Annotated in this window: 17 protein-coding genes and 3 pseudogenes; 13 read left to right on the top strand and 7 right to left on the bottom strand. The window is 71.4% G+C overall.

From position 1 onward, the window contains the following. Nucleotides 1-416: 416 nt before the first annotated feature. A complete protein-coding gene (locus ACWC9T_RS25015) occupies nt 417-1,400 on the top strand; it encodes a lytic polysaccharide monooxygenase (protein WP_449823268.1) in 984 nt (327 codons plus the stop codon). A gap of 114 nt (nt 1,401-1,514) precedes the next feature. Here the strand turns inward: ACWC9T_RS25015 and ACWC9T_RS25010 are convergent, their stop codons facing one another. Then, the gene (locus ACWC9T_RS25010; RefSeq protein WP_449823267.1) at nt 1,515-2,918 is read right to left on the bottom strand and encodes a sensor histidine kinase; all 1,404 of its coding nucleotides are present in this window, start codon (nt 2,916-2,918) and stop codon (nt 1,515-1,517) included. Continuing rightward, nucleotides 2,915-3,616, bottom strand: coding sequence for a response regulator transcription factor (locus tag ACWC9T_RS25005; protein ID WP_449823266.1), 702 nt, complete (start codon nt 3,614-3,616; stop codon nt 2,915-2,917). The genes ACWC9T_RS25010 and ACWC9T_RS25005 overlap by 4 nt, the downstream gene beginning before the upstream one ends. A 79-nt stretch (nt 3,617-3,695) precedes the next feature. Here ACWC9T_RS25005 and ACWC9T_RS25000 point away from each other — a divergent pair, with 79 nt between their 5' ends. From ACWC9T_RS25000 to ACWC9T_RS24980, 5 genes are all read left to right on the top strand, one after another. Continuing rightward, entirely contained in the window at nt 3,696-4,256 is a 561-nt protein-coding gene (locus tag ACWC9T_RS25000) for a hypothetical protein (RefSeq protein ID WP_449823265.1), read from the top strand. A 291-nt stretch (nt 4,257-4,547) separates the two neighbouring features. Beyond that, a complete protein-coding gene (locus tag ACWC9T_RS24995) occupies nt 4,548-5,453 on the top strand; it encodes a hypothetical protein (RefSeq protein WP_449823264.1) in 906 nt (301 codons plus the stop codon). A gap of 243 nt (nt 5,454-5,696) precedes the next feature. Continuing rightward, a complete protein-coding gene (locus tag ACWC9T_RS24990; protein ID WP_449823263.1) occupies nt 5,697-7,112 on the top strand; it encodes a ferredoxin reductase family protein in 1,416 nt (471 codons plus the stop codon). 858 nt (nt 7,113-7,970) lie between these two features. After that, nucleotides 7,971-9,152 (top strand): elongation factor Tu, encoded by a 1,182-nt coding sequence (gene tuf / locus ACWC9T_RS24985; RefSeq protein ID WP_449823262.1) that lies wholly within the window; start codon nt 7,971-7,973, stop codon nt 9,150-9,152. A 905-nt stretch (nt 9,153-10,057) separates the two neighbouring features. Continuing rightward, nucleotides 10,058-10,891 carry an endonuclease domain-containing protein gene (locus tag ACWC9T_RS24980; RefSeq protein WP_449823261.1) on the top strand — a complete coding sequence of 278 codons (834 nt, stop codon included), beginning with the start codon at nt 10,058-10,060 and terminating at the stop codon, nt 10,889-10,891. Between the two features lie 223 nt (nt 10,892-11,114). Here ACWC9T_RS24980 and ACWC9T_RS24975 read toward each other — a convergent pair. From ACWC9T_RS24975 to ACWC9T_RS24965, 3 genes and pseudogenes are all read right to left on the bottom strand, one after another. Then, nucleotides 11,115-11,186: pseudogene (locus ACWC9T_RS24975) on the bottom strand (thioredoxin reductase); the annotation flags it as partial. A 55-nt stretch (nt 11,187-11,241) separates the two neighbouring features. After that, the gene (locus ACWC9T_RS24970) at nt 11,242-11,673 is read right to left on the bottom strand and encodes an arsenate reductase ArsC (protein ID WP_449823280.1); all 432 of its coding nucleotides are present in this window, start codon (nt 11,671-11,673) and stop codon (nt 11,242-11,244) included. Between the two features lie 213 nt (nt 11,674-11,886). Beyond that, nucleotides 11,887-12,093: pseudogene (locus tag ACWC9T_RS24965) on the bottom strand (arsenate reductase/protein-tyrosine-phosphatase family protein); the annotation flags it as partial. Nucleotides 12,094-12,307: 214 nt separating this feature from the next. Here ACWC9T_RS24965 and ACWC9T_RS24960 point away from each other — a divergent pair. The 3 genes from ACWC9T_RS24960 (at nt 12,308) to ACWC9T_RS24950 (ending at nt 14,481) form a co-directional block, all read left to right on the top strand. Next, a complete protein-coding gene (locus tag ACWC9T_RS24960) occupies nt 12,308-12,619 on the top strand; it encodes an ArsR/SmtB family transcription factor (protein WP_449823260.1) in 312 nt (103 codons plus the stop codon). A gap of 63 nt (nt 12,620-12,682) precedes the next feature. Further along, the gene (locus ACWC9T_RS24955) at nt 12,683-13,432 is read left to right on the top strand and encodes an aquaporin (protein WP_449823279.1); all 750 of its coding nucleotides are present in this window, start codon (nt 12,683-12,685) and stop codon (nt 13,430-13,432) included. Beyond that, the gene (locus tag ACWC9T_RS24950; RefSeq protein WP_449823259.1) at nt 13,429-14,481 is read left to right on the top strand and encodes an ArsO family NAD(P)H-dependent flavin-containing monooxygenase; all 1,053 of its coding nucleotides are present in this window, start codon (nt 13,429-13,431) and stop codon (nt 14,479-14,481) included. Before ACWC9T_RS24955 ends, ACWC9T_RS24950 begins: the two co-directional genes overlap by 4 nt. A 178-nt stretch (nt 14,482-14,659) precedes the next feature. Here ACWC9T_RS24950 and ACWC9T_RS24945 read toward each other — a convergent pair whose 3' ends face one another. Then, complete coding sequence (locus ACWC9T_RS24945) at nt 14,660-17,338, bottom strand: glycosyl hydrolase (RefSeq protein WP_449823278.1); 2,679 nt, start codon at nt 17,336-17,338, stop codon at nt 14,660-14,662. 282 nt (nt 17,339-17,620) lie between these two features. Here ACWC9T_RS24945 and ACWC9T_RS24940 point away from each other — a divergent pair, with 282 nt between their 5' ends. Together ACWC9T_RS24940 and ACWC9T_RS24935 are read left to right on the top strand one after the other, a co-directional pair. Then, nucleotides 17,621-18,469: a hypothetical protein gene (locus ACWC9T_RS24940; protein WP_449823258.1), complete on the top strand. Its 849-nt coding sequence runs from the start codon at nt 17,621-17,623 to the stop codon at nt 18,467-18,469. A gap of 128 nt (nt 18,470-18,597) precedes the next feature. After that, complete coding sequence (locus ACWC9T_RS24935; protein WP_449823257.1) at nt 18,598-19,005, top strand: hypothetical protein; 408 nt, start codon at nt 18,598-18,600, stop codon at nt 19,003-19,005. A 205-nt stretch (nt 19,006-19,210) separates the two neighbouring features. On the opposite strand, the gene ACWC9T_RS24930 is transcribed toward ACWC9T_RS24935, so the two are convergent. After that, complete coding sequence (locus ACWC9T_RS24930; RefSeq protein WP_449823256.1) at nt 19,211-19,471, bottom strand: hypothetical protein; 261 nt, start codon at nt 19,469-19,471, stop codon at nt 19,211-19,213. Between the two features lie 186 nt (nt 19,472-19,657). On the opposite strand from ACWC9T_RS24930, the gene ACWC9T_RS24925 reads away from it, so the two are divergent. Both ACWC9T_RS24925 and ACWC9T_RS24920 read left to right on the top strand, forming a co-directional pair. Then, nucleotides 19,658-20,194: a ferritin-like domain-containing protein gene (locus ACWC9T_RS24925; protein WP_449823255.1), complete on the top strand. Its 537-nt coding sequence runs from the start codon at nt 19,658-19,660 to the stop codon at nt 20,192-20,194. 152 nt (nt 20,195-20,346) lie between these two features. After that, a pseudogene (locus ACWC9T_RS24920) lies at nt 20,347-20,499 on the top strand (IS982 family transposase); the annotation flags it as partial. Between the last annotated feature and the right edge of the window lie 158 nt (nt 20,500-20,657).

Here is a 20,657-nt window from a genome sequence, read left to right as displayed (position 1 = left end):
TGTTCGGCACACGGGCGCGCGCAGCGGCGCTCCGTAACCACGGATGAAGCCACTTTTAAGAACTGCGAAAGAGCCCAACTTTCCAGCTCAGCGCGCATTTTCGACCATCGCCGATGGCTAGCATGAGGATCGTCGGAGTGAGGGGATCCCGTCGCGCACCGCGGAGGAACCCTTCGGAGGCATCGAGCCCCGTTGTCCGGGCTGCGTTCGACACGCGCGCTGGACACCACCGTCGGCCATCCGTTCCAGCGTCGGCGCCGCATCCGTGCGACGACTGGTTCCGGGTTCGTGAGTTCGGGTCACAAAGGAGAACTGTCATCAAATCACGACGCAACAAGGCCGTGATCACCGTCTGTGGCACGCTGTCCCTGCTGTTCGTAGGCGCGGCCTCTGGCCCGGCCTACGCCCACGGGTCCATGCAGAATCCCGTCAGCCGGGTCTCCGCCTGCTACCAGGAGGGTCCGGAGCATCCCAGCACCGCTGCGTGCCAGGCGGCCGTCGCGGCATCCGGTACCCAGGGGTTCTACGACTGGATGGGCGTCAGGATCGGAGACGCCGCCGGACGTCACCACGAGCTCATCCCGGACGGCAAGCTCTGCAGTGCGGGCAGCGACGAGTACAAGGGCCTCGATCTGGCCCGCTCGGACTGGCCCGCGACCTCGCTCCCGGCCGGCGGGGGCAGCTACACGTTCAAGTACCGGGGGACGGCGCCGCACCGCGGCTCCTTCCAACTCTTCGTCACCAAGGACGGCTACGACCCGACCAAGCCGCTGAAGTGGTCAGATCTGGAGTCGTCGCCCTTCTACACCGCGACCGATCCGGCCCTGGTGAACGGGTCGTACGAGATGACCGCCCAGTTGCCGAAGAAGACCGGCCGTCACCTGATCTACGCGATCTGGCAGCGCTCGGACAGCCCGGAGGCCTTCTATTCCTGTTCTGACGTCGTCTTCGGCGGGGCCGGTTCGACCACGGGGTCCGGCAGCGGCCCGAGCGGTTCGGCCACGGGATCCGGCAGCGCCCCGAGCGGTTCTGGCGCATCCGGCGGATCCACCGGCTCGGGCCACTCGGGCAGTTCCACCGGCTCGGGAGGCCCGGGCAAGTCGAGCGCCACGCCGGGCGGTGCCGCGACGCACGCGGGAACCGGTTCCGGGATGAGCCATGACGGCATGGACATGGTCGGTACGTCGATGTCGGCGACGGCCTCCGCCTCGCAAGGCGGCTCCGGACCGGCCGGCGGTGGTAGCGGGAGCGGTACAGCCGACTCCTCGCCGGACCAGCACCTGGCCTCCACCGGCGCATCGGATGCCCTGCCGCTGGCCGGCGGCGCGCTCGTGATACTCGGCGTGGGAGGGGCCGCCATGGTCCTGGCCCGGCGTCACCGCGGCCACCGCCGGACCTGAACCCCGGCCGGTTGCGCCACGCGGGTGCCCCACCGCCGCGTCTTCGCGGTGCCCGTCCGTTGCTCCCCCGGCGGCCGGGCACCGCGAGCCGGCGCGACCGGCCGGTCCCACGGCTCAGTCCCGCGCCACCTGGCGCCGCCACCGCGCCACCGCCCGTGCAGGGTGGTGCGCGGCACGGCGGCGCATGGCACGGCCGCCGTCGGGCCGGGTCCCCGGCTCCGGCGCACGGCCCGGCCCGGACGGGAGCCAGATGCGCACCGCGGCCCCGCCGAGCACCGATCGCTCGATCCGCACGCCGCCGCCGGCCCCCTCAGCCATCCGGCGCACGATGTCGAGCCCCAGCCCGGTGGAACCCGGCTTCCCGCTGCCCTGGCCGCGCCGCAGCGCGGCCTGGGGGGCTGCCACGCCCGGCCCGGCGTCGTCGACCAGGATGGTCGCGCGGCCGTCGACCGCGTGCAGCGTCACCGAGAACGCGGTTCCCTCCTCGGTGTGCCGGAAGATGTTTCCGAGCGCGGCGTCGACGGCGGCGGCCAGTTCCGCTCGTGCCACCGGAACCGGTACGGGTTCGTCGGCGCCGGAGAACTCCCAGCGGCGCCCCTGGTCCTCGGCCAGCGCCGACCAGAAGGCCATGCGCTCCGAGAGCACCTCGGCCGCGTCGCACTCGGCCGTATCCTCGCCCCGGCCGCCCGCCCGGGCGGTCCTGATGACCAGGTCCACCTCCTGCTCGAGCCACGCCACGGCGCCACGGGTCTGGTCCGCGACCGGATCGGCGGCGAGCGCGGCCGCGTTGAGCCGCAGCGCCGTGAGCGGGGTGCGCAGCCGGTGCGAGAGATCCGCGGCGAACTCCCGCTCAGCGGTGAGCATCTGGCCCATCCGATCGGCCATCGTGTTGAACGCGAGTCCCACCTCGCGGAGTTCGTAGGGCCCCTGGGCGTCGACCCGAACGTCGAGATCCCCGCCGCCCAGGGTACGGGCCGCACCGGCCAAGTGGCGTGTCGCTCCCACCAGTCGGGCCGCGAGCCGGTCGGCCACCAGGGACGAGATGGCGACCAGTGCGACGGCGACACCGCCCAGTACGAGCCAGACCGTACGCAGCCCGCGCCTGAGGTCGCCGTCGAGCAGGTAGACCTCGACCACGGCGATGCCTCCGTTGTCGAGCACGACGGGCTGGAGCACGGAGTATCCACCTGTGACCGGGGCGGTGTAGGCACGCCCCTGCCGTGCCGCCGCGCCGAGCTGCTCGTCACTCGCGTGTGCCGGACCGATCACGGCACCGGACGGCAGGTGCACCGCCATCCGCCCGGCGGCACCCACCGGCGTGCTCGCCAACGCCCGTTCCAGCAGTGTGCGGTCCGTGGTGACCACGAGGACGGGTTCGATCGCGGCGGCCTGGCGTTCGGCCTCGGTGAACGCCCGGTCCCGGGCGTACTCGCGGACTGTCAGGGCCAACGGGATCAGGAACGCGAGCGCGACCATGGTGGCGACGGCGATCGCGAACCGGGCCAGCGCCCCTCTCACGGCCGGGAACCGGACGGCCCGCCCGCGGGGGCCTCGAGCCTCACACCGACGCCGCGCACGGTGTGGAGATAGCGCGGGGCGGCGGCGCGTTCGCCGAGTTTCCGGCGCAGCCACGACAGGTGCACGTCGATGGTCTGGTCCTCTCCGTAGGGCTGCTGCCACACCTGGGCGAGCAGTTCACGGCGGGTCACCACCTCGCCGGGCCGCCCGGCAAGACAGGCGAGCAGGTCGAACTCACGGCGGGCGAGGTCCAGCGGCACCCCGTCGAGGGTCGCCTCCCGCCGGCGCAGGTCGACCCGCAGTCCACCCACGACCAGCACCTCGGAACGGCTGCCGGAACCCGACCGGCGCAGCAGGGCGGCGAGCCGGGCGTTGAGGTACTCCCCTGAGAAGGGCTTGGTCACGTAGTCGTCGGCGCCCTCGTGGAGGAGGCGGACGATCTCCGCCTCCTCGTCACGAGCGGTGGCGACCATGACCGGGACGTCGGACACGCCCCGCATCATCTTCAGGGCCTCGGCACCGTCAAGGTCGGGCAGGCCGAGGTCGAGTATGACGACATCCGGAGGATGACGGGAGACTTCCCGAAGGGCCTCCAAAGCCGTTCCGACGCTGCGAACGGTGTGTGAGGCATTCGTCAGGTCGCGAATAACGGCCCATTTGACGAAGGGATCGTCCTCGACCAGGAGCACACTTGCCATAGTGCCCCTCACCGTACGCCACAGGTTCCATGATTCGCCACTGTTGGGCTGTTGCCGGGCTTTCGGGCAATATTGGGCCGTGCGCTTTTGGACCCTGGCGGCGGCATGGCTTACCGCCACCGTCGCAGCAGCAGCAGTTTCCTGGTTCGGTGTCAGCACGGCGCTGCAGGTCGCCCTCTTCGGCGCCCCGCAGGTCGTGCTGATTCCGGATCAGTCCGACATCTCCAAGGCCTCTCCCCCACCGGCGGCCTCGCCGACCCGGTCACCGCAGGCACAGAGCGGTCCGTCCGGAACGGCTTCCGCCGCGGCGCCACCGGCCGCGCCGGCCACCAGGGCACCGGCCCCTGCGGCGTCCCCCAGCACCACGGCCACGACGACCCCGACCACGACCCCGACCACGACCCCGACGGGCGACGGGTCGAGCGTCCACGGCTACACGGTCCACGGCGGCCAGGTCGCGCTGGCCCTCGGCTCCGACTCGGCCTCCCTCGTCTCGGCAACACCCGCCTCCGGATACGCGGTGAAAGTGTGGCGGGCACAGGGCTGGCTGCGGGTGGACTTCACCGGAAGCGCCGGCACATCTTCAGTCTTCGCCACGTGGAACGGGCACCCGCCGATGGTGCAGACCTACGAGTCCTGACCGCGCACCACATACCCAGCAGACGGGTCCGGCTCCGCTCGCGGCGGGAACAATAACCCTTCCTTACACCTTTCTTAATCCTCCGCGTTTTCCTCCGGATCGGAAGCTGGCTAGGGTCGACGGCAGCCGGTCGGGGAATCGACCGGCTCTCCCCGAACGCCGCCTCTGGTGCCGCAGGCCGACGGCCGTGGTTTTCCTGTGCGGGGCGATGCGTACGAGTTCCTTCTTCGACGGGCCGGAATCACGCCGGCCGATTCCCGTGTGCCGAACGGAACCAGGACAGGAGAAGCCTTGCACATCGAAAACAGCACCGAGACCACCGCCCAGTCCAGACACCTGCTGGAACGGGTGATCCCACAAGTCGTCATCTCCTCCGCGCGTGAGGCCCGGCTGCGCCACCGCCCGTCCCCGCCGGGAGAGGCGATGACCGGCGGGTACGCCGAGCCGGTGGCGGAGGGGCGGGCACAGCACGGTCTTGACCGCCTGCGGACGCGCACGGCCCTACCCGAACGTGCCGCCCAGGCAGGGCAGTCCGCGTCCGCGCACCCCCTCGTGCCGGAGCCGTCGGCAGGCCCCCAGGCCGCCCCGTACCAGACCCGGTGGATCGGAGGCGCCATCGGCGAACTCTGCCGGGCTCTCGACAACGCCCGGGCGGACGCCGCCCGGCTCCAGGGACTGCTCGCGACGGCCGAAACGAACCTCGCCGCGGCACGCCGGGAGGCTACGGACACCTCCCGACAGAACGACGAGCTGCGCAACCGGCTCCGGGCGGCGGATGCCGAGCGACGGCAGGCCCTGGACGCCGCCGAACAGGCGGAGACGATGCAGGCCGTGGCGGAACGCGCGCGGGCCGAGGCCGAGACCCGGGCAACGCTGGTGTCCGCGCACATGGGCCAGGCCGAGCAGCGGGTCGAGGAAGCGCTCGCGCAGGCGCAGCAGACGGAGATCGCTCGGGACGCGGCCCGGGCCGACGCCGCCAGATGCCAGCAGGAGGCGCTCGGAATGGGGCGCACCGTCGACGAACTCCGCGGCTTCGCGGCACGCGTCACGGCGGAACGCGATGCCGCCCGCGCGGAGGCCGAACGTGCGCGACGCCAGATCGACGAGTGGACCGCCCACGTCCTGAACGCGCTGGTCGCGGAACGCGACGCGGCTCGCGCGGAGGCGGAACGGGCGACCCGCCAGGTCGGCAGGTAGCCGGGACCCTCCGGTCGATTCCACCGGGCGCCCCCGTTGCACCCCCACGCGCGGCAGGTGCACCAAACGGGCGGGGCCGCGCACCTGCCCTGTCGCCGGGACGTCAATTCCGCGGCAGACAGCCGAGCTTCACGTGTGCGCGCCCGGTCGCAGGTCTGCCTCGCGCAACGCCGGACCCACTGCCGGAACGACGACTCCTCCACCCCAATGACCATCCGTCCCTCCAGCACAGGTGCACCACACATGAGCGTTATCGGTGACGTCACGTCACCCGTGTCGACCCGGCGATCCCGCCGAGCCGCGCCCGAACGCGCGGCCCGGCACCGGGCTCCGACCGCAGCCGCAGACAGCCGGCCCCGCCTGCACCCCAGGACACTGCTCCACGGCGTCCTCGCCGGCGGGTGCGCCACCACACTGCTGTGGCTGATCCAGGTCGTGCCGTCGTCCCGGCTCGACGCGCTACTGGCCACCGCCGCCCACCTCACCGGGCTCCTCGCCGGTTACGGCATGCTGGTGATGCTGCTGCTGATGGCACGGGTACCCGCGATCGAGCACGGCGTCGGTGCCGACGTTCTGGCCCGCTGGCACGCGCGTGGAGGGCGCTACGTCCTCACCCTCGTCGGGGCACACGCCGTGCTCGCACTGATGGGGTTCGCGGCCTACTCCGGTCGCGACCTCATGAGTGCCGGCGGGGCGTTGCTCGGCTACCCCGCGCTCGCCGAGGCCACCGCGGGCACGCTACTCCTGGGCCTCGTCGGCGCGGTCTCCGCCAGGGCCGTACGGCACCGCGTCCGCCACGAGACCTGGCGGACCGTCCACCTGCTGACCTACCTGGTGGCCGGCCTCGCCTTCGCCCACGAGGTGGCCGGTCCCGACCTAGCCGGCATGCCGGTGCTCGCCTGGCTGTGGTCGCTCCTGTACGCCCAGGTCGCCGTGCTCGTGGTCTGGTACCGATGCGTGGTCCCGATCCGGCAGGTGCTGCGCCACCGCCTGCGCGTGGTGGACGTACGGACCGAAGGCCCGGGCGTGGTTTCGGTGGTGATCGCCGGCGAACGGCTGGAGGAACTCCAGGCACAGGCCGGCCAGTTCTTCCGGTGGCGCTTCCTCACCCGCAGGCTGTGGTCCACCGCCCTGCCGTTCTCGCTCTCCGCCGCGCCGCGAGGCGGCACCATGCGCATCACCGTCAAGACGCTGGGCGACCACACCCGTCGAGTACGGCGCCTGCGTCCCGGCGTCAGGGTCGTGGCCACCGGGCCGTTCGGATCGATGACCGCACACCGGCGCACCCGTCGGAAGGTCCTGCTCCTGGCCGGAGGTGTCGGCATCACCCCCATGCGGGCGCTCTTCGAGACACTGCCAGGAGGACCGGGTGACATCGTGCTCTTCTACCGCGCCAACAGTCCGGAGCACCTGGTGCTCCGTCACGAGCTGGAGTCGATCGCGAGCGTACGGCAGGCCGGACTGCACTACCTGCTGGGATCGTCGCGGGGAGAGCGCAATCCCCTGGCTCCCATGCTGCTGCTCAGACTGCTACCGGACCTGGCCGAACGGGACGTGTTCCTGTGCGGCCCGCCGGGAATGACCACCGCCGCCGTCAAGGCGCTGGAAGAAGCCGGCGTCCCACGCAGACGGATCCACTGCGAGACGTTCGCCTTCTGACCCCGTCCCACCGCAACGAACAGCCCGGCTTCCTGGACCAACGCGGCCCGCGCCCGGCGACCTCCGAAGGAAACGGCACCCCACTATGACCGTGATCCCACTCCGTCCTTCTCCGCTCCCTGCGACCCGGTGGCACCGCCTGGTCGCCGCGATCGGCCTGGCCTGCGCAGGGCTGCTGGCGGGTTCGCTGCTGTCCGCAACGGTGCGGCCGGCGGCTCCACCACCGCCGGACCGGGCCGTAGGGCATTCGCACCAGCTCTGCCCGACCGCTCACTCCTGAGCCAGCCCTGTTCCCCGCCGCCAGACGCCGGCCGCACCGCTCGCGAAGTGCCGGCTCCCGACGTCCTGCGACGGAACTGATCCTCCCGGACCGGGCCTGTCGGGGAGATCCGCTCCCGGGAGGACGTCGGCGGTCACCGTCCCAGGACACAGCCGCCCTCGACATGGCGACAAGGGGAGGCCTGACTTCTTCCGCCGTCGCGAAGCGGCCCATCGCCGACCCGCCCCAGGATCCGGCCCGCGTTCACGTCGACTACCGGTCTGTACGGTCTTCGGCCCCGCTGCCATCTCGTCGGACCGGCGGTGACCCCGGGCGGGCGGGGGCCACCGCCGCCCGCGTCGCCGGGAAATTCGCTGGCGGACGTCCGCGCGCACCGGCAGGATGAACCGCATGTTCCAGTACGCCATCGCCGAACTCCCCGCAGCCGCGGGCGCGATGGCTGCTGCCCAGGCAGTCGCAGCCGCATTCGACGGCGCACGAAGCTGACCTTCCCTGGGTCGTCCCCGGGACCTCAGACGGGGAAGGTCGGCTCGTCGCTGAGGTCCCGTCATCGCGCTGACGACTCCCGGAGAGAAACCATGGCCAAGCAGGCCTTCGTGCGCAGCAAGCCGCACCTGAACATCGGCACCATGGGTCACGTCGACCACGGCAAGACCACCCTCACCGCGGCCATCACCAAGGTCCTCGCCGAGCGCGGCGGCAGCTCGTTCGTCCCGTTCGACCGGATCGACCGGGCCCCGGAGGAGGCCGCCCGCGGCATCACCATCAACATCGCGCACGTCGAGTACGAGACGGCCACCCGGCACTACGCGCACGTCGACATGCCCGGCCACGCCGACTTCGTGAAGAACATGATCACTGGTGCGGCGCAGCTGGACGGCGCGATCCTGGTCGTCTCCGCCCAGGACGGCATCATGCCGCAGACCGCCGAGCACGTACTGCTGGCCCGTCAGGTCGGCGTCGAACACGTCGTGGTGGCGTTGAACAAGGCCGACGCGGGCGACCCGGAGCTCCTGGAGCTGGTCGAGCTGGAGGTGCGCGAGCTGCTCGGCGCGCACGGGTACGACGGCGCGGGCCTGCCGGTGGTGCCGGTCTCCGGGCTGCGCGCGCTGGAGGGCGACCCGTACTGGTCGGCCGCGCTGCTGCAACTGCTGGACGCGGTGGACGCGTACGTGCCGACGCCGGTGCGGTACACCGACGCGCCGTTCCTGCTGCCGATCGAGAACGTGCTCACCATCACCGGCCGCGGCACGGTGGTGACCGGCGCGGTCGAGCGCGGACGGGTGCGGATGGGCGACCGGGTGGAGGTGCTCGGCTACGACGCGGACGTGCAGTCCGTGGTGACGGGTGTGGAGACCTTCGGCCGGACCATGGAGTGCGCGGAGGCGGGCGACAACGTCGCGCTGCTGCTGCGCGGGGTGCAGCGCGGGCAGGTCCGGCGCGGCCAGGTGGTCGCGGCGGTCGACAGCGCCTCCGTGCACACGGGCTTCACCGCCCGGCTGCACCTGCTGTCGACGGCCGAGGGCGGCCGCCGGACGCCGGTCGCCGGCGGCTACCGCCCGCAGTTCTACCTGCGGACGGGCGACGTGGTCGGCGAGGTCCGGCTGCCCGAGGGCGTCGCCGTCGCGCTGCCGGGCGAGACGACGGAGGTGACGGTGACGCTCGGTCAGCCCGTGCCGCTGGAGCCCGGTCTCGGCTTCGCCGTCCGCGAGGGCGGGCGGACGGTGGCGGCGGGCACGGTGCAGACCGTGCTCGACTGAGCTCCTGGGCGGGCGGCGGGCCCTCGGGCCGGCCGCCCGCCCAGGAGCCGTAGGCTGCACCGGTCGACTGTGGGGTGACAGGAAGACGGCGTCCTTGTGATCGATGCGGCCCGGTGCCGACTCGGTGACACGGATCGGCACGGATGGCCGCGCCGTGGCGAAGTCCCAGAAGGACAGGGCTCCGTGAGCGTGCAACAGGGAGGCGATGCGGTCGGTGTCAGTGAGGATGCCAGTCACATTGGAGCCGAGAAGCTGCCGGTGCGTAGTGGCCGGTCCGCGTAGCGGCCCAGTTGGGTGCGTAGATCGTCCTCCTCACGAGCCCGCAGGGCCGCGAGCACTACCAGTGTCGGACCTTCGTGTCCGTGGTGCCTGATAGCGTGCCGGGCATGCCGCACCGCGCCACTCCGCGCCACACGGGCCACCTTTTGCCCTTGGCCGTCGCCGATGCCTTGTGGGCCGAGCTGATGGCCACCAGTGTGTTCCCGGCCGCTGGGCAGGCGTTCACCGGCTTCCCTGCCGATCCGCGGGTGGGGTATGTGCTGCTTGGCGCACGTGCGGTGCCGACGGTGAAGGGAGTCGGCGGCCGGTGGCATGTTCAAGAGGCCGATGTACGCCGGGCGGCCGAGGAGCTGCGTGCGGTCAAGGTGAGCGGGGCCGGCCTGGTCCGTGTCGCTCCTTTCCGCGGGTCACTGAAAGCAGGGCAGAGGGACGGGCCGGCACTGCGGTGGCGTCAGCGCCTGGGCCAGGAATGGGCCCGAGCCTGCGTCGATGCTGCCCCTCGGCGGTTGCTGCGCGACAGCGACCATCTGCCGCATCTGGCGGGAATCGACTGGCGCCGGTCTCTGGTGGAGCGGACCGGAGCCGGGGCAGGGGACACGTGGTGGCTACCTCGCACGCTGGTGAAGGTGCTGGACACGGCCGAGCACGCCGAGCAGCGGTGGTTGCTGGCCGCGCGGACCTGCCAGAGGTGCGGCTCTGTGGCGGATCAGCCCGAGCAGTGGCGGGTCCCGGCCGGCAGCAGCTGTCGGACGCTCTGCCCCGACTGCCGCACAACCACGCTGCGCCCGTACAACGGGGAGCTGGAGGGCCACGTCTACTCGGTGCTCAGCAAGAAGCGCGCCAAGCTGGAGGTGTCCGGGTGGAGGTGCGCCGTCTGCCAGGAAGCACCTGCCTTCGCGGTCGACCACTGCCACGAGCACGGCTACGTCCGCGCGCCCGTCTGCCAGTCCTGCAACACGCGGGAACGGCCGAACTACCTCTACAGCAACGACGTGTACGTCACCAGCCGCTACACGTCCCTCTTCCATACCCACGCCGAGGACTGGCTGCGGCACTGGCATCGCTGCCCCGGCTGCCGCGCCCGCACCACGCTGCCATTGCCACACCTGGCGGCACTGACCGCACTCCTGGTCGGCGAACCGCTGCGCCCGACCCACCGCGCCCCCCACAGCTCCCGCGGGCGCAAGCCTTGCGGTGAACTGCGCGCCTCCTGGAAGGGCAGTCACAACGCGCCCGGCTCCTGCGTGATCACCCTGAGTGTGGACCACTGTCCCAGCGGGGAGCACCGCATCCTGGCGCAAGTCCCCTACCGCGAAGCCGTCGACCGATTCCGCACCTGGCTGGCCGGGACAGCCCCGGCGGTGGCCGCTGCCGCGGGACCCGGCCGCCATGACACCGTCCCCGCGCAGTTCCGGCCCGTCGTTCCGGACACCAGCAGCGAGGGCCTGGCGCTGTTCTGAGCGTAGTCGGGGGCGTGTTCCTCCCCGGTCAGGTGGCCCGCGGGAGCGGGAAGGTCCGTCGGGACGAGTGGGCCGGCGGCTGCGGGCGGCGGGCAGACGGCCGGTGCCGCCCCGCAGCGCGCCGTGTCAGGCGATGTTGGTCAAGGCCAGCCGGTCGTTCGACTGCAGGCGGCGGAAGCGGCTGCCGTGGAAGACCAGTGGAGCGCCACTGACCGTAAAGACCCAACAGCGGCTTGAGCCGGGCACGGGCGGTGTGGAGGGCAGCGGTGCAGCCGGCGGGGCCGGAGCCGATGATGACGACCTCGCGCGCGTCGGCGTCGACGTGTCCTGGTTCGTGGTCATGAAGATGCTCAGCTCTCCTGCCCCGCGGCGGCCTTGGCGTCGATCTCGGCGATGAGGCCCTCGATGAGGCCCTTGATCTCGTCACGGATCGGGCGCACGGCCTCGACACCCTGGCCGGCCGGGTCCTCCAGCTTCCAGTCGAGGTACTTCTTGCCGGGGAAGTACGGGCAGGCGTCGCCGCAGCCCATGGTGATCACGTAGTCGGACGCCTGGACGGCCTCGGTGGTCAGCACCTTCGGCGTCTGGTCCGAGATGTCGATGCCCAGCTCGGCCATCGCGGCCACGGCCGAGGGGTTGATCTGGTCGCCCGGGATGGAACCGGCGGAACGGACCTCGACGCGGCCGCCGGCGAGGTGGCGCAGGAAGCCGGCGGCCATCTGGGAGCGGCCGGCGTTGTGGATGCAGACGAACAGCACGGAGGCGATCGGCGCGGTGGTCATGGTGAGGTGCCCTTCTGTTGTGCGGTGCCCGCTGAGGGCCGGGTGGGGGTTATTCAACTGGTCGGTGATTTCGGCGAGGAGGGTCTCGACGCGGGAGCCGATCTGGTCGCGGGTGGCGCGCACGCGCTCGATCGGGGCACCGTCCAGGCCGGGGACGGGCCAGTCCGGATAACGGCGGTTCGCGGGCAGGGGGCAGGCGTCGCCACAGCCCATGGTGACCACCACGCCGGCGGTGGCCACGACTTCCTCGGTCAGCGGCTTCGGGAAAGCATCGCGCGGCAGAGCAACACCGGCCACTTCCAGGACCTCGGCGATGTGCAGGTCCAGGTCATCGGCTGGTTTGGTGCCGGCCGAGGAGACGCGGACCCGGCCCTCGGCGAGGTGGGTGAGGATGGCGGCGGCGAGCTGGGAGCGACCGGCGCTGCCAGAGCAGCCGTGCCGTGGTAGCGCAGGGCCAGGCGGGCGGCGCCCGCCGAGAGTCTCGGGTCCGGCGCTGGCGGCGGGGAGTCGTTCATCAGGTGTTCCAGCCCTTCAGGGGCAGCGGGTCGCGAGAAGAAGACGCGCAGGCATCCCCGGTGACGGCCGGGAGGATGGGGCTCGCTTCGGGGCCCCGACACGGGTAACGTATCAGCCCATGGTGACATCAGTCGACGGTGATATTTTGAAGGCTCTGGCCGACCCGCTCCGGATGCAGATCATCGCGCTCCTCGCCGAGGAGGCGCTGTGCACGACGCATCTGGTCGAGGAGACCGGTGCGAAGCAGACCAACCTGTCGAACCACCTGAAGATCCTGCGCGAGGCCGGGCTGGTCGACACCGAGCCCTGCGGGCGCTTCACGTACTACAAGCTCCGCGCCGACGCCCTGGAGGCCGTCGCCGGGGAGTTCGCCGGGTTGGCCGCCACCGCCCGCGAAGCCGCCGCGAACACCCGCAAGCGGTCCTGCTGAACCACCCCAGCCCCATCCCGGCGGCCCCACTCCGCCCTGCACGAGGAGTACCTGTTGAGCGCCATGGACGAGGCGAGACCTGAGGTCACCGCGGCCGAGCCTCTCGCTGCCGAGCCGTCGGCCGTTCCGCTGCTGAACCGGGTGGCGGCCGAGCTGGTCGGCACCGCCGCCCTGGTGGCGGTGGTGGTCGGATCCGGCATCCAGGCCACCGAGCTCACCAAGGATGTCGGCCTGCAGCTGCTCGCCAACTCGCTCGCCACCGTCTTCGGTCTCGGCATCCTCATCCTGCTGCTCGGACCCGTCTCCGGAGCACACTTCAACCCGGTCGTCACCCTCGCCGAGTGGTGGAGTGGCCGCAAGGATCCCCAGGGTCTCGGGGGCCGGGAGGTCGCCGCGTACATCCCCGCGCAGATTGCGGGTGCGATCGGCGGCGCGGTGCTGGCGGACGCGATGTTCGGTGAGGCGCTGGTGACGTGGTCGACGCATGACCGCTCGGCCGGGCACCTGCTACTCGGCGAGGTCGTCGCCACCGCCGGCCTGATCCTGCTGATCTTCGGACTGGCCAAGACCGACCACCTGCGCTTCGCCCCGGTCGCGGTCGCGTCCTACATCGGCGCCGCCTACTGGTTCACCTCCTCCACCTCGTTCGCGAACCCCGCGGTCTCCATCGGTCGGGCGTTCACCGGCACCTTCGCCGGCATCGCCCCGAGTTCGCTGCCCGGGTTCATCGGGATGCAGCTGATCGGCGGGGTCGTCGGCCTGGCCCTCGTCGCGCTGATCTTCACCCACCGCGCCAGGGCCACGGCGAAGTGAGCGCGGTCCGGCACGTCCAGGTCCTCGTCGTCGGGGCCGGCCAGGCGGGCCTGGCCGCCGCGTACTACCTGCGGCGCGCCGGACTCGACTTCGCCGTCCTCGACGCCTCGAACGCGCCGGGCGGCGCGTGGCAGCACTGCTGGGAGAGCCTGCGGCTGTTCTCCCCTGCCGCGTACTCGTCGCTGCCTGGACGTCCCATGCCGGGTCAGGCTGGGCAGACCTATCCGGACGCGGAGCACGTCGTCGAATATCTCGTCGAGTACGAGAGGCGGTACGAGCTTCCCGTCCACCGCCCCGTCCAGGTCCGCGCGGTGGAGGACGCCGGCGCCGCCGGTCTGCTGGCCCGCACCGACGACGGTGACTGGCACACGAGGGCACTGATAAGCGCCACCGGCTCCTGGTCGCGTCCCTTCGTTCCCGCCGTCCCGGGCCGCGAACTGTTCGCCGGACGGCAGCTTCACACCCGCGACCACCACCGGGCCGAGGACTTCACCGGCCAGCGCGTCGTCGTGGTGGGCGGCGGCAACTCCGGCGCGCAGATCGCCGCCGACCTCCTCGGCCACGCCGCCGCCGTCCGCTGGGCCACCCGCCGCCCTGCCCGGCTCCTGCCCGACGAGGTCGACGGCCGGGCCCTGTTCGAGATCGCCACCCGCCGCGTCCAGGACGGCGGCCCGCGCATCAGCGACCTCGGCGACATCGTCGCCGTCCCGCCCGTCCGCCAGGCCCGTGCAGCCGGACTCCTCGACGACCACCGCATGTTCGACGCCCTCACCCCCATCGGCCCGCGCTGGCCGGACGGCGAGGTGTGGCCAGCGGACACCGTCATCTGGTGCACCGGCTTCCGCCCGGCCCTGGCTCACCTCGCCCCGCTCGGACTCCGTGGCGGCGAACGCGGCCGCATCGACACGGTCGGCACCCGCGTCGCCGCCGACCCGCGCGTCCACCTCCTCGGCTACGGCGACTGGACCGGCCCCGCCTCCGCGACCCTCATCGGGGTGGGCCGGACCGCGCGGCAGACCGTCGCCGAAATCACCGGTCTCCTGCACTGACCGGTCCCCGGCGCTGGGGGCAGAAGGTTGCAACCAGTACCAGGTACGGGCTTACGGCCGAAACGTCCCCACCGCGCACACCAGGAGAGACGAAGAGGAAGAGCCGAAAAGGAACGCTGGTGTGCGGACCGGTCATCCGACCAGTCCGCACACCAGCGGTGTCGTTCAGCGAAAAGGATCAGTCGTCCGTCTCGTCGTACCGGCCGTGGCCGAGGCGACGCAGGTCGAAGGACCAGATGCCGCGCCCGAAGGTGGCTGCGTAGAGCTTGCCGTCGGGGCCGATCTTGAGCTGCTGCACCGAGGTGGTGGGCAGGTTGCGGCCGAGCACCCTGAAATCAGTGGCGCCGGGCGCACGGTAGAACGCGGCGAGGTCGGTGCCGAGGGCCAGGCCGCCGTTGGGCAGCAGCTTGATCGAGGTGGCCGGCACGTCGGGCAGGTTGGCCGAGACGTCGGTCCAGGTGGTGCCGCCGTCGTGGGTCTCGAAGAGGTGGCCGATTCCGGCGCCCGGGCCCTCGGTCCAGCTGCGGGAGAAGCCGCTGAACGAGACGAACACGTGCTGGGCGTCGTTCTCGTCGACCGCGAAGGAGGAGATGTACCGGTTGGGCAGGGTGCCGTCGACCGGCAGGTTGAGCTGGTGCCAGCCGGTGCCGTCGGTCTTGCCGACGGCGATGCCGCGGCTGAAGCCCTGGTTGTTGCACGGGCCGCACCAGCCCGCGTAGACGGTGCCGTTGACGGTGGCCACCGCCGTGGCGACGTGGCCCTCGCCGAGGTCGTAGGCCGACGTCCACTCGCTGCCGCTGCGGATCGCGAAGCCCTTGTTCTGCACCCAGACGTGCCGACCACCGGCGATCCAGGTGTTGGTGTTCTTCGGGTCGGTGGTGATCGGCGCGATGAAGCGGGCGCCCGCCCCACCGAGGTCCTTGTCCGGCGGGGCGACCTCGAAGGAGGTGGCCTTGCTCGGGTCCTTCGTCCAACTTCCGTCGTTGACGGCACAGTTCTGGGTGACCCAGACGTCCAGGTAGACGTACTCCTCGGCGATGTTGCAGCCGTTGGCCGGGTCGACGATGGTGTCGGCACCGTCGCCACCGAAGTTGGAGCCCATCACCTTGTCGTGGGCGCGCAGGATGGACTCGCCGTTGTCCTGGAGGCCGCCGCTGACGATCACTCCCCGGCCGGAGCGGTCCGCCGGGTCCTTGCCGACGCCCACCGAGTAGTACTGCAGGGTGTCGATCGTCCCGTCGTTGAGGGACTTCCAGTCCTTCGCGTGACCGCCCGCGTCCAGCTGCCCGTTGACCGGACGGGTGTAGATACCGCCGTCGTTGCCGACGTAGACGCTGGTCTTGCCCTGGTAGCTGCCGATGGCGACGGCGTGCTGGTCGGAGTGCGTCGTCGGCGAGCAGTCACCGGTCTGCTTGGTGGGGTCGATGCTCCAGCACGGGAACGGGTTGTTCCAGTACGGGGCGATGGTGGCCCACTTGGCGCCGCCGTCGGTGGTCTCGAAGACCTCCTCCAGGCCTGCCCAGACGTGGTCCGGGTTGGCCGGGTCGACCTGGAGGAACTGGTTGTACCAGGACTGGATGCCCGGCTGGTAGCCCGCGTCCTGGAGCGCCGAGCCGGAGCCCTTGAGCTTGTCCTTGTCCGCCACCAGCGTCCACGGCCCCGACGGCGAGCCGGACTTGGAGACGTAGATGCCCTTGAGGCCGGTGTCCGGGTTGTGCGCCATCACGTCCGGCGACTGGTCGATCGCGTAGTAGCGCGAGCCGTCCGCCGAGCGCGCGAAGGTCACGTTGCCGACGTTCGCCGCGTCCGTCGGCAGGTCACCCAGCGAGGCCACCCGCTGCCAACTGCCGTCGGCCGCCTTGCTGTAGAAGCCGTTGTAGGTGTCACCGCCGCGCCAGCCGACCGCCAGGATCACCTTGGACGGGTCCTTGGGGTCGATGGCGACGTCGTTGGCGATGTTCTTGTACGGCGCGCTCGGGTCGCTCGCCTTCGAACCGCCGGGCAGGTAGTCGGGGTTGGGCGCGAACTCCAGTGTCCACGGCCCGGACAGGTCCGTCGTGGAGTGGGTCCACACGCCCCGGTTGGTGGCCGCCCACACCCTGTCACCGGCGAAGCGCAGCTGGTGGATCGTGGTGGACTCCAGCTCGGCGCCGCCGACCCGGTTTCCGGGCTGGAACTTCCCGTGCTTCGGGTCGGCCAGCACGTACACGCCGGTGCCGACGTACGAGGTCGCGCCCGTGTTGGACTCGCCGGTGGCGTACCAGAGCCGCCCGCCGCCGTCCAGGTTCAGGGTGCCGGTGGACAGCGTGGGCAGCTTGTCGGCGATCGGCTCCCAGTGCCCGCCGCCGGTGCGGGAGCGGAACACGCCGCCGTTGGCGCCGCCCGCGTAGACGTAGCCGTCGGAGTCGGCCGCGATGCCGGTGATGCGGCCGGTGACGTAGCCGGCGCCGCCGCTGGAGTTGGAGTTGACGTCGCGGTAGCGCGGGTCGTCGCCGTTGTACGGCTTGTTCGTCACGTGGTCCCAGGAACCGCCGGTGTGCGGCAGCGACTGCAGTTGCGCCCAGGCCGCGCCGTACGCGCCGGGGGCCACCACGCCGGGGGCGGTGCGGGCCTCGGTGTACTGCGCGGTGCCCTCGGCTGAGTTCTCCGCCTCGTCGCTGCCGCCGTCGCCACCGGTCTCGGCCTTGGCGGAGAAGGTCCGGCCGACCGAAGTCTGGCCCTTGACCTTCTGAGCGTGCTTCTGGCCGCCCTCGGTCAGGCGCTGCACCGGGTTCGGCTGGGTTCCGGGCTGCGCGGCGGGTGCGGCGACGGCCTGAGTGGTGGTCAGGCCGAGCGCGGTGAGCGTGACGGCGCTCATGAGCAGCCGTCGTCGTTGCCTGTTCGGCACGGTGCGTCCTCCCTGGGCGGCCGGGGCGCGCGGTCGCACTCCCGGTGGATCAGACCGAAGCCTGGCCGGTGCAATGGCACCGCGTGAAGGGGGTTCGCGTAACGAATGATTAAAACTCAATTCTGTGAAATCCGTTAAAGCAACGGAATACCCCGAGGTCGCAACTGGTCCTCAACCGGCGGGGGTTCGATCTCGCGCATCGTTCGCATCCGACAACTAACGCATCTGCAAATACTCCTGCACCGCTCTTCCTTGGAATGCTCAAAGACGGCAGGTTGGGGCCGCACGTCCGCGTCATCCGCGAGGAGCCCCGATGAGTTCAGCCAGGCGCCGCGCAACCCGCGTAGCCCTGAGCGCGGCCCTGCCCGCTCTGCTGCCGTTCCACGCGAGACCAGCCCGTGCGAGACCGACGGCCGCTTCGACGCCCCGTTCTCCGCCGACCCCGGCAACGCCGACCACTGGGTCGCCGGTGGTCGGTACGTCTGGGACGACCTGGGCAAGGGCTGGGACACCACCTGCTGGCAGCAGGTCTGCGACTGGAAGCCCGTCCGCGACCTCGGCACGGGCAACGCCTCCACCGCCGTCGCCGTCTCTGGTTCGACCACCTACGCCGGCTGGTGCAGCACCGGCAACGGCTGCAACCCCGGCGCGGCCACGCCGTTCACCTCCGGCATCGGCACCAACTACGGCGGCACCTGGCACCGGATCAGCGCCCCCGAGCTGCCGAACCGCTTCGTCACCGACCTGACCGTCGACCCGGCCGACAGCCGGCCACGTCTACGCGGTCTACGGCTCCTACAGCCGCCACTGGATCGACGGCGCCGGAGTGGGCCACGTCTTCGAGTCCCGCAACGGCGGCGCGCACTGGACGGCCATCAGCGGCAACCTGCCCGACGCCCCGTTCAGCGTGGTGAAGCTCTGGAAGGCCAGGTGGTCGTCGACGGCGACGTCGGCGTGTTCGCCGCCACCGGGTCCGCCAGCTGGAGCCGCCTCGGCTCCGGCCTGCCGAACGCCTCCGTCTCCGACCTCACCGTCTCCCCCGACGGCAGCTACCTGGTGGCCGCCACCCACGGCCGCGGCCTGTGGAAGATCACCAGCTGACGGTACTTCCCACGTGCGGCCCACCAACCACCCTCGGCTGGTGGGCCGCGCGCACACCTGCGGAACCGGACGGGCGCCGCTGTCGTCTCATGGCCGCATCGTCCGCCAGAACCGGGAGACCTCACCTCATGCACCGACACAGAGCCGTGGGGATCGCCGTCCTCATCCTCACCGCGCTCGGAACCGCCTCGGCCTGCGATGCGGACAAGGGCGGCACCAACCAGCCCTCCAGCCCGCCCCCGGCCACCACCGCCGTCACGGCACCGCCTTCGACGGCGGCCCCGACGGCCGCTCCGGCGGCCCCGGGGACCAGCACAACGGCCGCCTCGCCGACTGTCCCGGCGACCCCTGGCGCAGCCACCCCCGCACCGCCCCGAACGGCCCCGGTCAACACACCCCCGCCCGCGACCCACGCGGCCACGCCCCCGCCTGCGGCAGCCACACCGCCGCCCGCACCGACGCAGTCTGTCGACGTCGAGAACCCGATCGACCTGGCCCACGGCTCCCCCGGCGCACCCACCCGCCCCGCGCACTGACGCGGCGGCCGGCCCGCCCCCGACCGCGCCGAGCCGAAGGGGCGCGCCGGTGCCGAAAGTGAGGAGCGACAAGCGAGGGACGAGCGCCGGTGCCGAAAGTGAGGAGCGACAAGCGAGGGACGAGCGCCGGAGCGACGACCGTCGGCGCCGGATCAGAGCGCCCCGGAGGCGAGCGCGCGAATGGGGGTGAGCCGGCCGCCGTCGGTCAGTTCCGCACCGGCGGCCGGACGGCCAGCGGGTGGTCACCGGCGGCGGACAGCACCGGGCCGGTCACCGCCCGCGCGGTGCCGCCGGTCACCGCGAGCCCGCCCTGGACGGCGTACATCGCCTCGTCGAAGGCCTGGCCGCCCGCGGGCGCCTTGCCGACGGCGAAGATCGCGACCGTCTTGCCGTTCACCACCGAGGTGGAGAGGTAGTCGCCGACCATGCTGCCCTGCGTGGTCGAGGCGGTATGGGAGAGCGACATCGACCCGGCAACCGTCTGCGGGGCGCTCCGCCACGCCCGTTGCACGCTGCTTCGCACCGTTGATCGTGAGGACCACGGCGGGGGATCAAGTACTGCGAACCAGTGACAGCGAACGCCCGGCACGTGTGTGGCACGTCCGCTCGTGGAACGCCTGGCCGAGCACAGCCCGGACCACAGGGAGCGCAGATGACAACCGACGACTTCGTTCTCGATGTGAGCAGAATCCGTGACGAGGCCCGCCAGAAGATCGAGGCGGGACCGGTCACCGGCAGCTACGGCCTCGACCGGCAGAAGGTGATCTCCATCCTCAATGACGTGGTCGCGACCGAGGTGGTCTGCTGGTTGCGCTACACCAGGCATGCCATCTCCGCGACGGGCATCGACCGGGCACAGGTCGCCGCCCAGTTCACGGAGCACGCCGCCCAGGAGATGCAACACTGTCTTCGTGCCGCCGAGCGCATCTCCCAGCTCGGGGGTCAGCCCGACTTCGACCCCGCCAGTCTCGCTCAGCGCGCCCATACCGACTACACCACACCGGCCGCCCGCGACCTCAAGAGCATGCTCGAGCACAATCTCGTCGCCGAGCGCATCGTGATCTCGACCTATCAGGAGATCGCGCGGTGGCTGGGCGACCACGACCCGACCACGCGCCGCCTGATCGAGTCGATCCTGGAGGAGGAGGAAGAGCACGCCGACGATCTCGTCGACCTGCTGGCACGATGACAGCGGCCAGATCGGCGCCGCCGACGCCCGGTGGCGAGTTCGAGGGGTCGGATGGCAGTCCAGCCGGCGGCCGTGGTCGGCCCTGCTGCTTTCCGGTCTTCACGAGGACGCCGGTGATGCCGAAGCGCTGGGCCGCGAGCACGTCGGATCGGCTCGCGGAGCTGGGTATCGAGCTACTGCGGCCCTCACTCAAGCGCGAGAAGAAGCGGTCCGGCAATCCAATGCTCAAGGAGGTCTGCCAGCTGATCGAGTCGGTCAACGACACCCTCAAAGGCCGCCGGCATCTGACACAACAACGAGATCGGTGCTTCGGTCGCCCGATCACTGATCGCTTATGACCACTGATCACCGGGCACAGCCTTGTTGGCGTTCCAGGGGTTGACCATAGCCGCCAGTGGATAGTTGTCGTGGCATGCCAGCCGATCACGCCGCTACCGTCCGTCCCGGGTCCCCGACGGACGTC

This window comes from Kitasatospora sp. NPDC001159 (genome assembly GCF_053598235.1).
The sequence above is the reverse complement of the archived record's forward strand: the minus strand, read 5'-3'. Positions and strand labels throughout refer to the sequence as shown.

Bases quoted from the DNA above. Each gene is read 5' to 3' on its own strand.
- tuf (WP_449823262.1), top strand. From the start codon at position 7,971: ATGGCCAAGCAGGCCTTCGTGCGCAGCAAGCCGCACCTGAACATCGGC.
- ACWC9T_RS24955 (WP_449823279.1), top strand. From the start codon at position 12,683: ATGGACGAGGCGAGACCTGAGGTCACCGCGGCCGAGCCTCTCGCTGCC.
- ACWC9T_RS24990 (WP_449823263.1), top strand. From the start codon at position 5,697: ATGAGCGTTATCGGTGACGTCACGTCACCCGTGTCGACCCGGCGATCC.
- ACWC9T_RS25005 (WP_449823266.1), bottom strand. From the start codon at position 3,616: ATGGCAAGTGTGCTCCTGGTCGAGGACGATCCCTTCGTCAAATGGGCC.
- ACWC9T_RS24925 (WP_449823255.1), top strand. From the start codon at position 19,658: ATGACAACCGACGACTTCGTTCTCGATGTGAGCAGAATCCGTGACGAG.
- ACWC9T_RS24960 (WP_449823260.1), top strand. From the start codon at position 12,308: ATGGTGACATCAGTCGACGGTGATATTTTGAAGGCTCTGGCCGACCCG.
- ACWC9T_RS24930 (WP_449823256.1), bottom strand. From the start codon at position 19,471: ATGTCGCTCTCCCATACCGCCTCGACCACGCAGGGCAGCATGGTCGGC.
- ACWC9T_RS24935 (WP_449823257.1), top strand. From the start codon at position 18,598: ATGCACCGACACAGAGCCGTGGGGATCGCCGTCCTCATCCTCACCGCG.
- ACWC9T_RS24945 (WP_449823278.1), bottom strand. From the start codon at position 17,338: ATGAGCGCCGTCACGCTCACCGCGCTCGGCCTGACCACCACTCAGGCC.
- ACWC9T_RS25015 (WP_449823268.1), top strand. From the start codon at position 417: ATGCAGAATCCCGTCAGCCGGGTCTCCGCCTGCTACCAGGAGGGTCCG.
- ACWC9T_RS24970 (WP_449823280.1), bottom strand. From the start codon at position 11,673: ATGACCACCGCGCCGATCGCCTCCGTGCTGTTCGTCTGCATCCACAAC.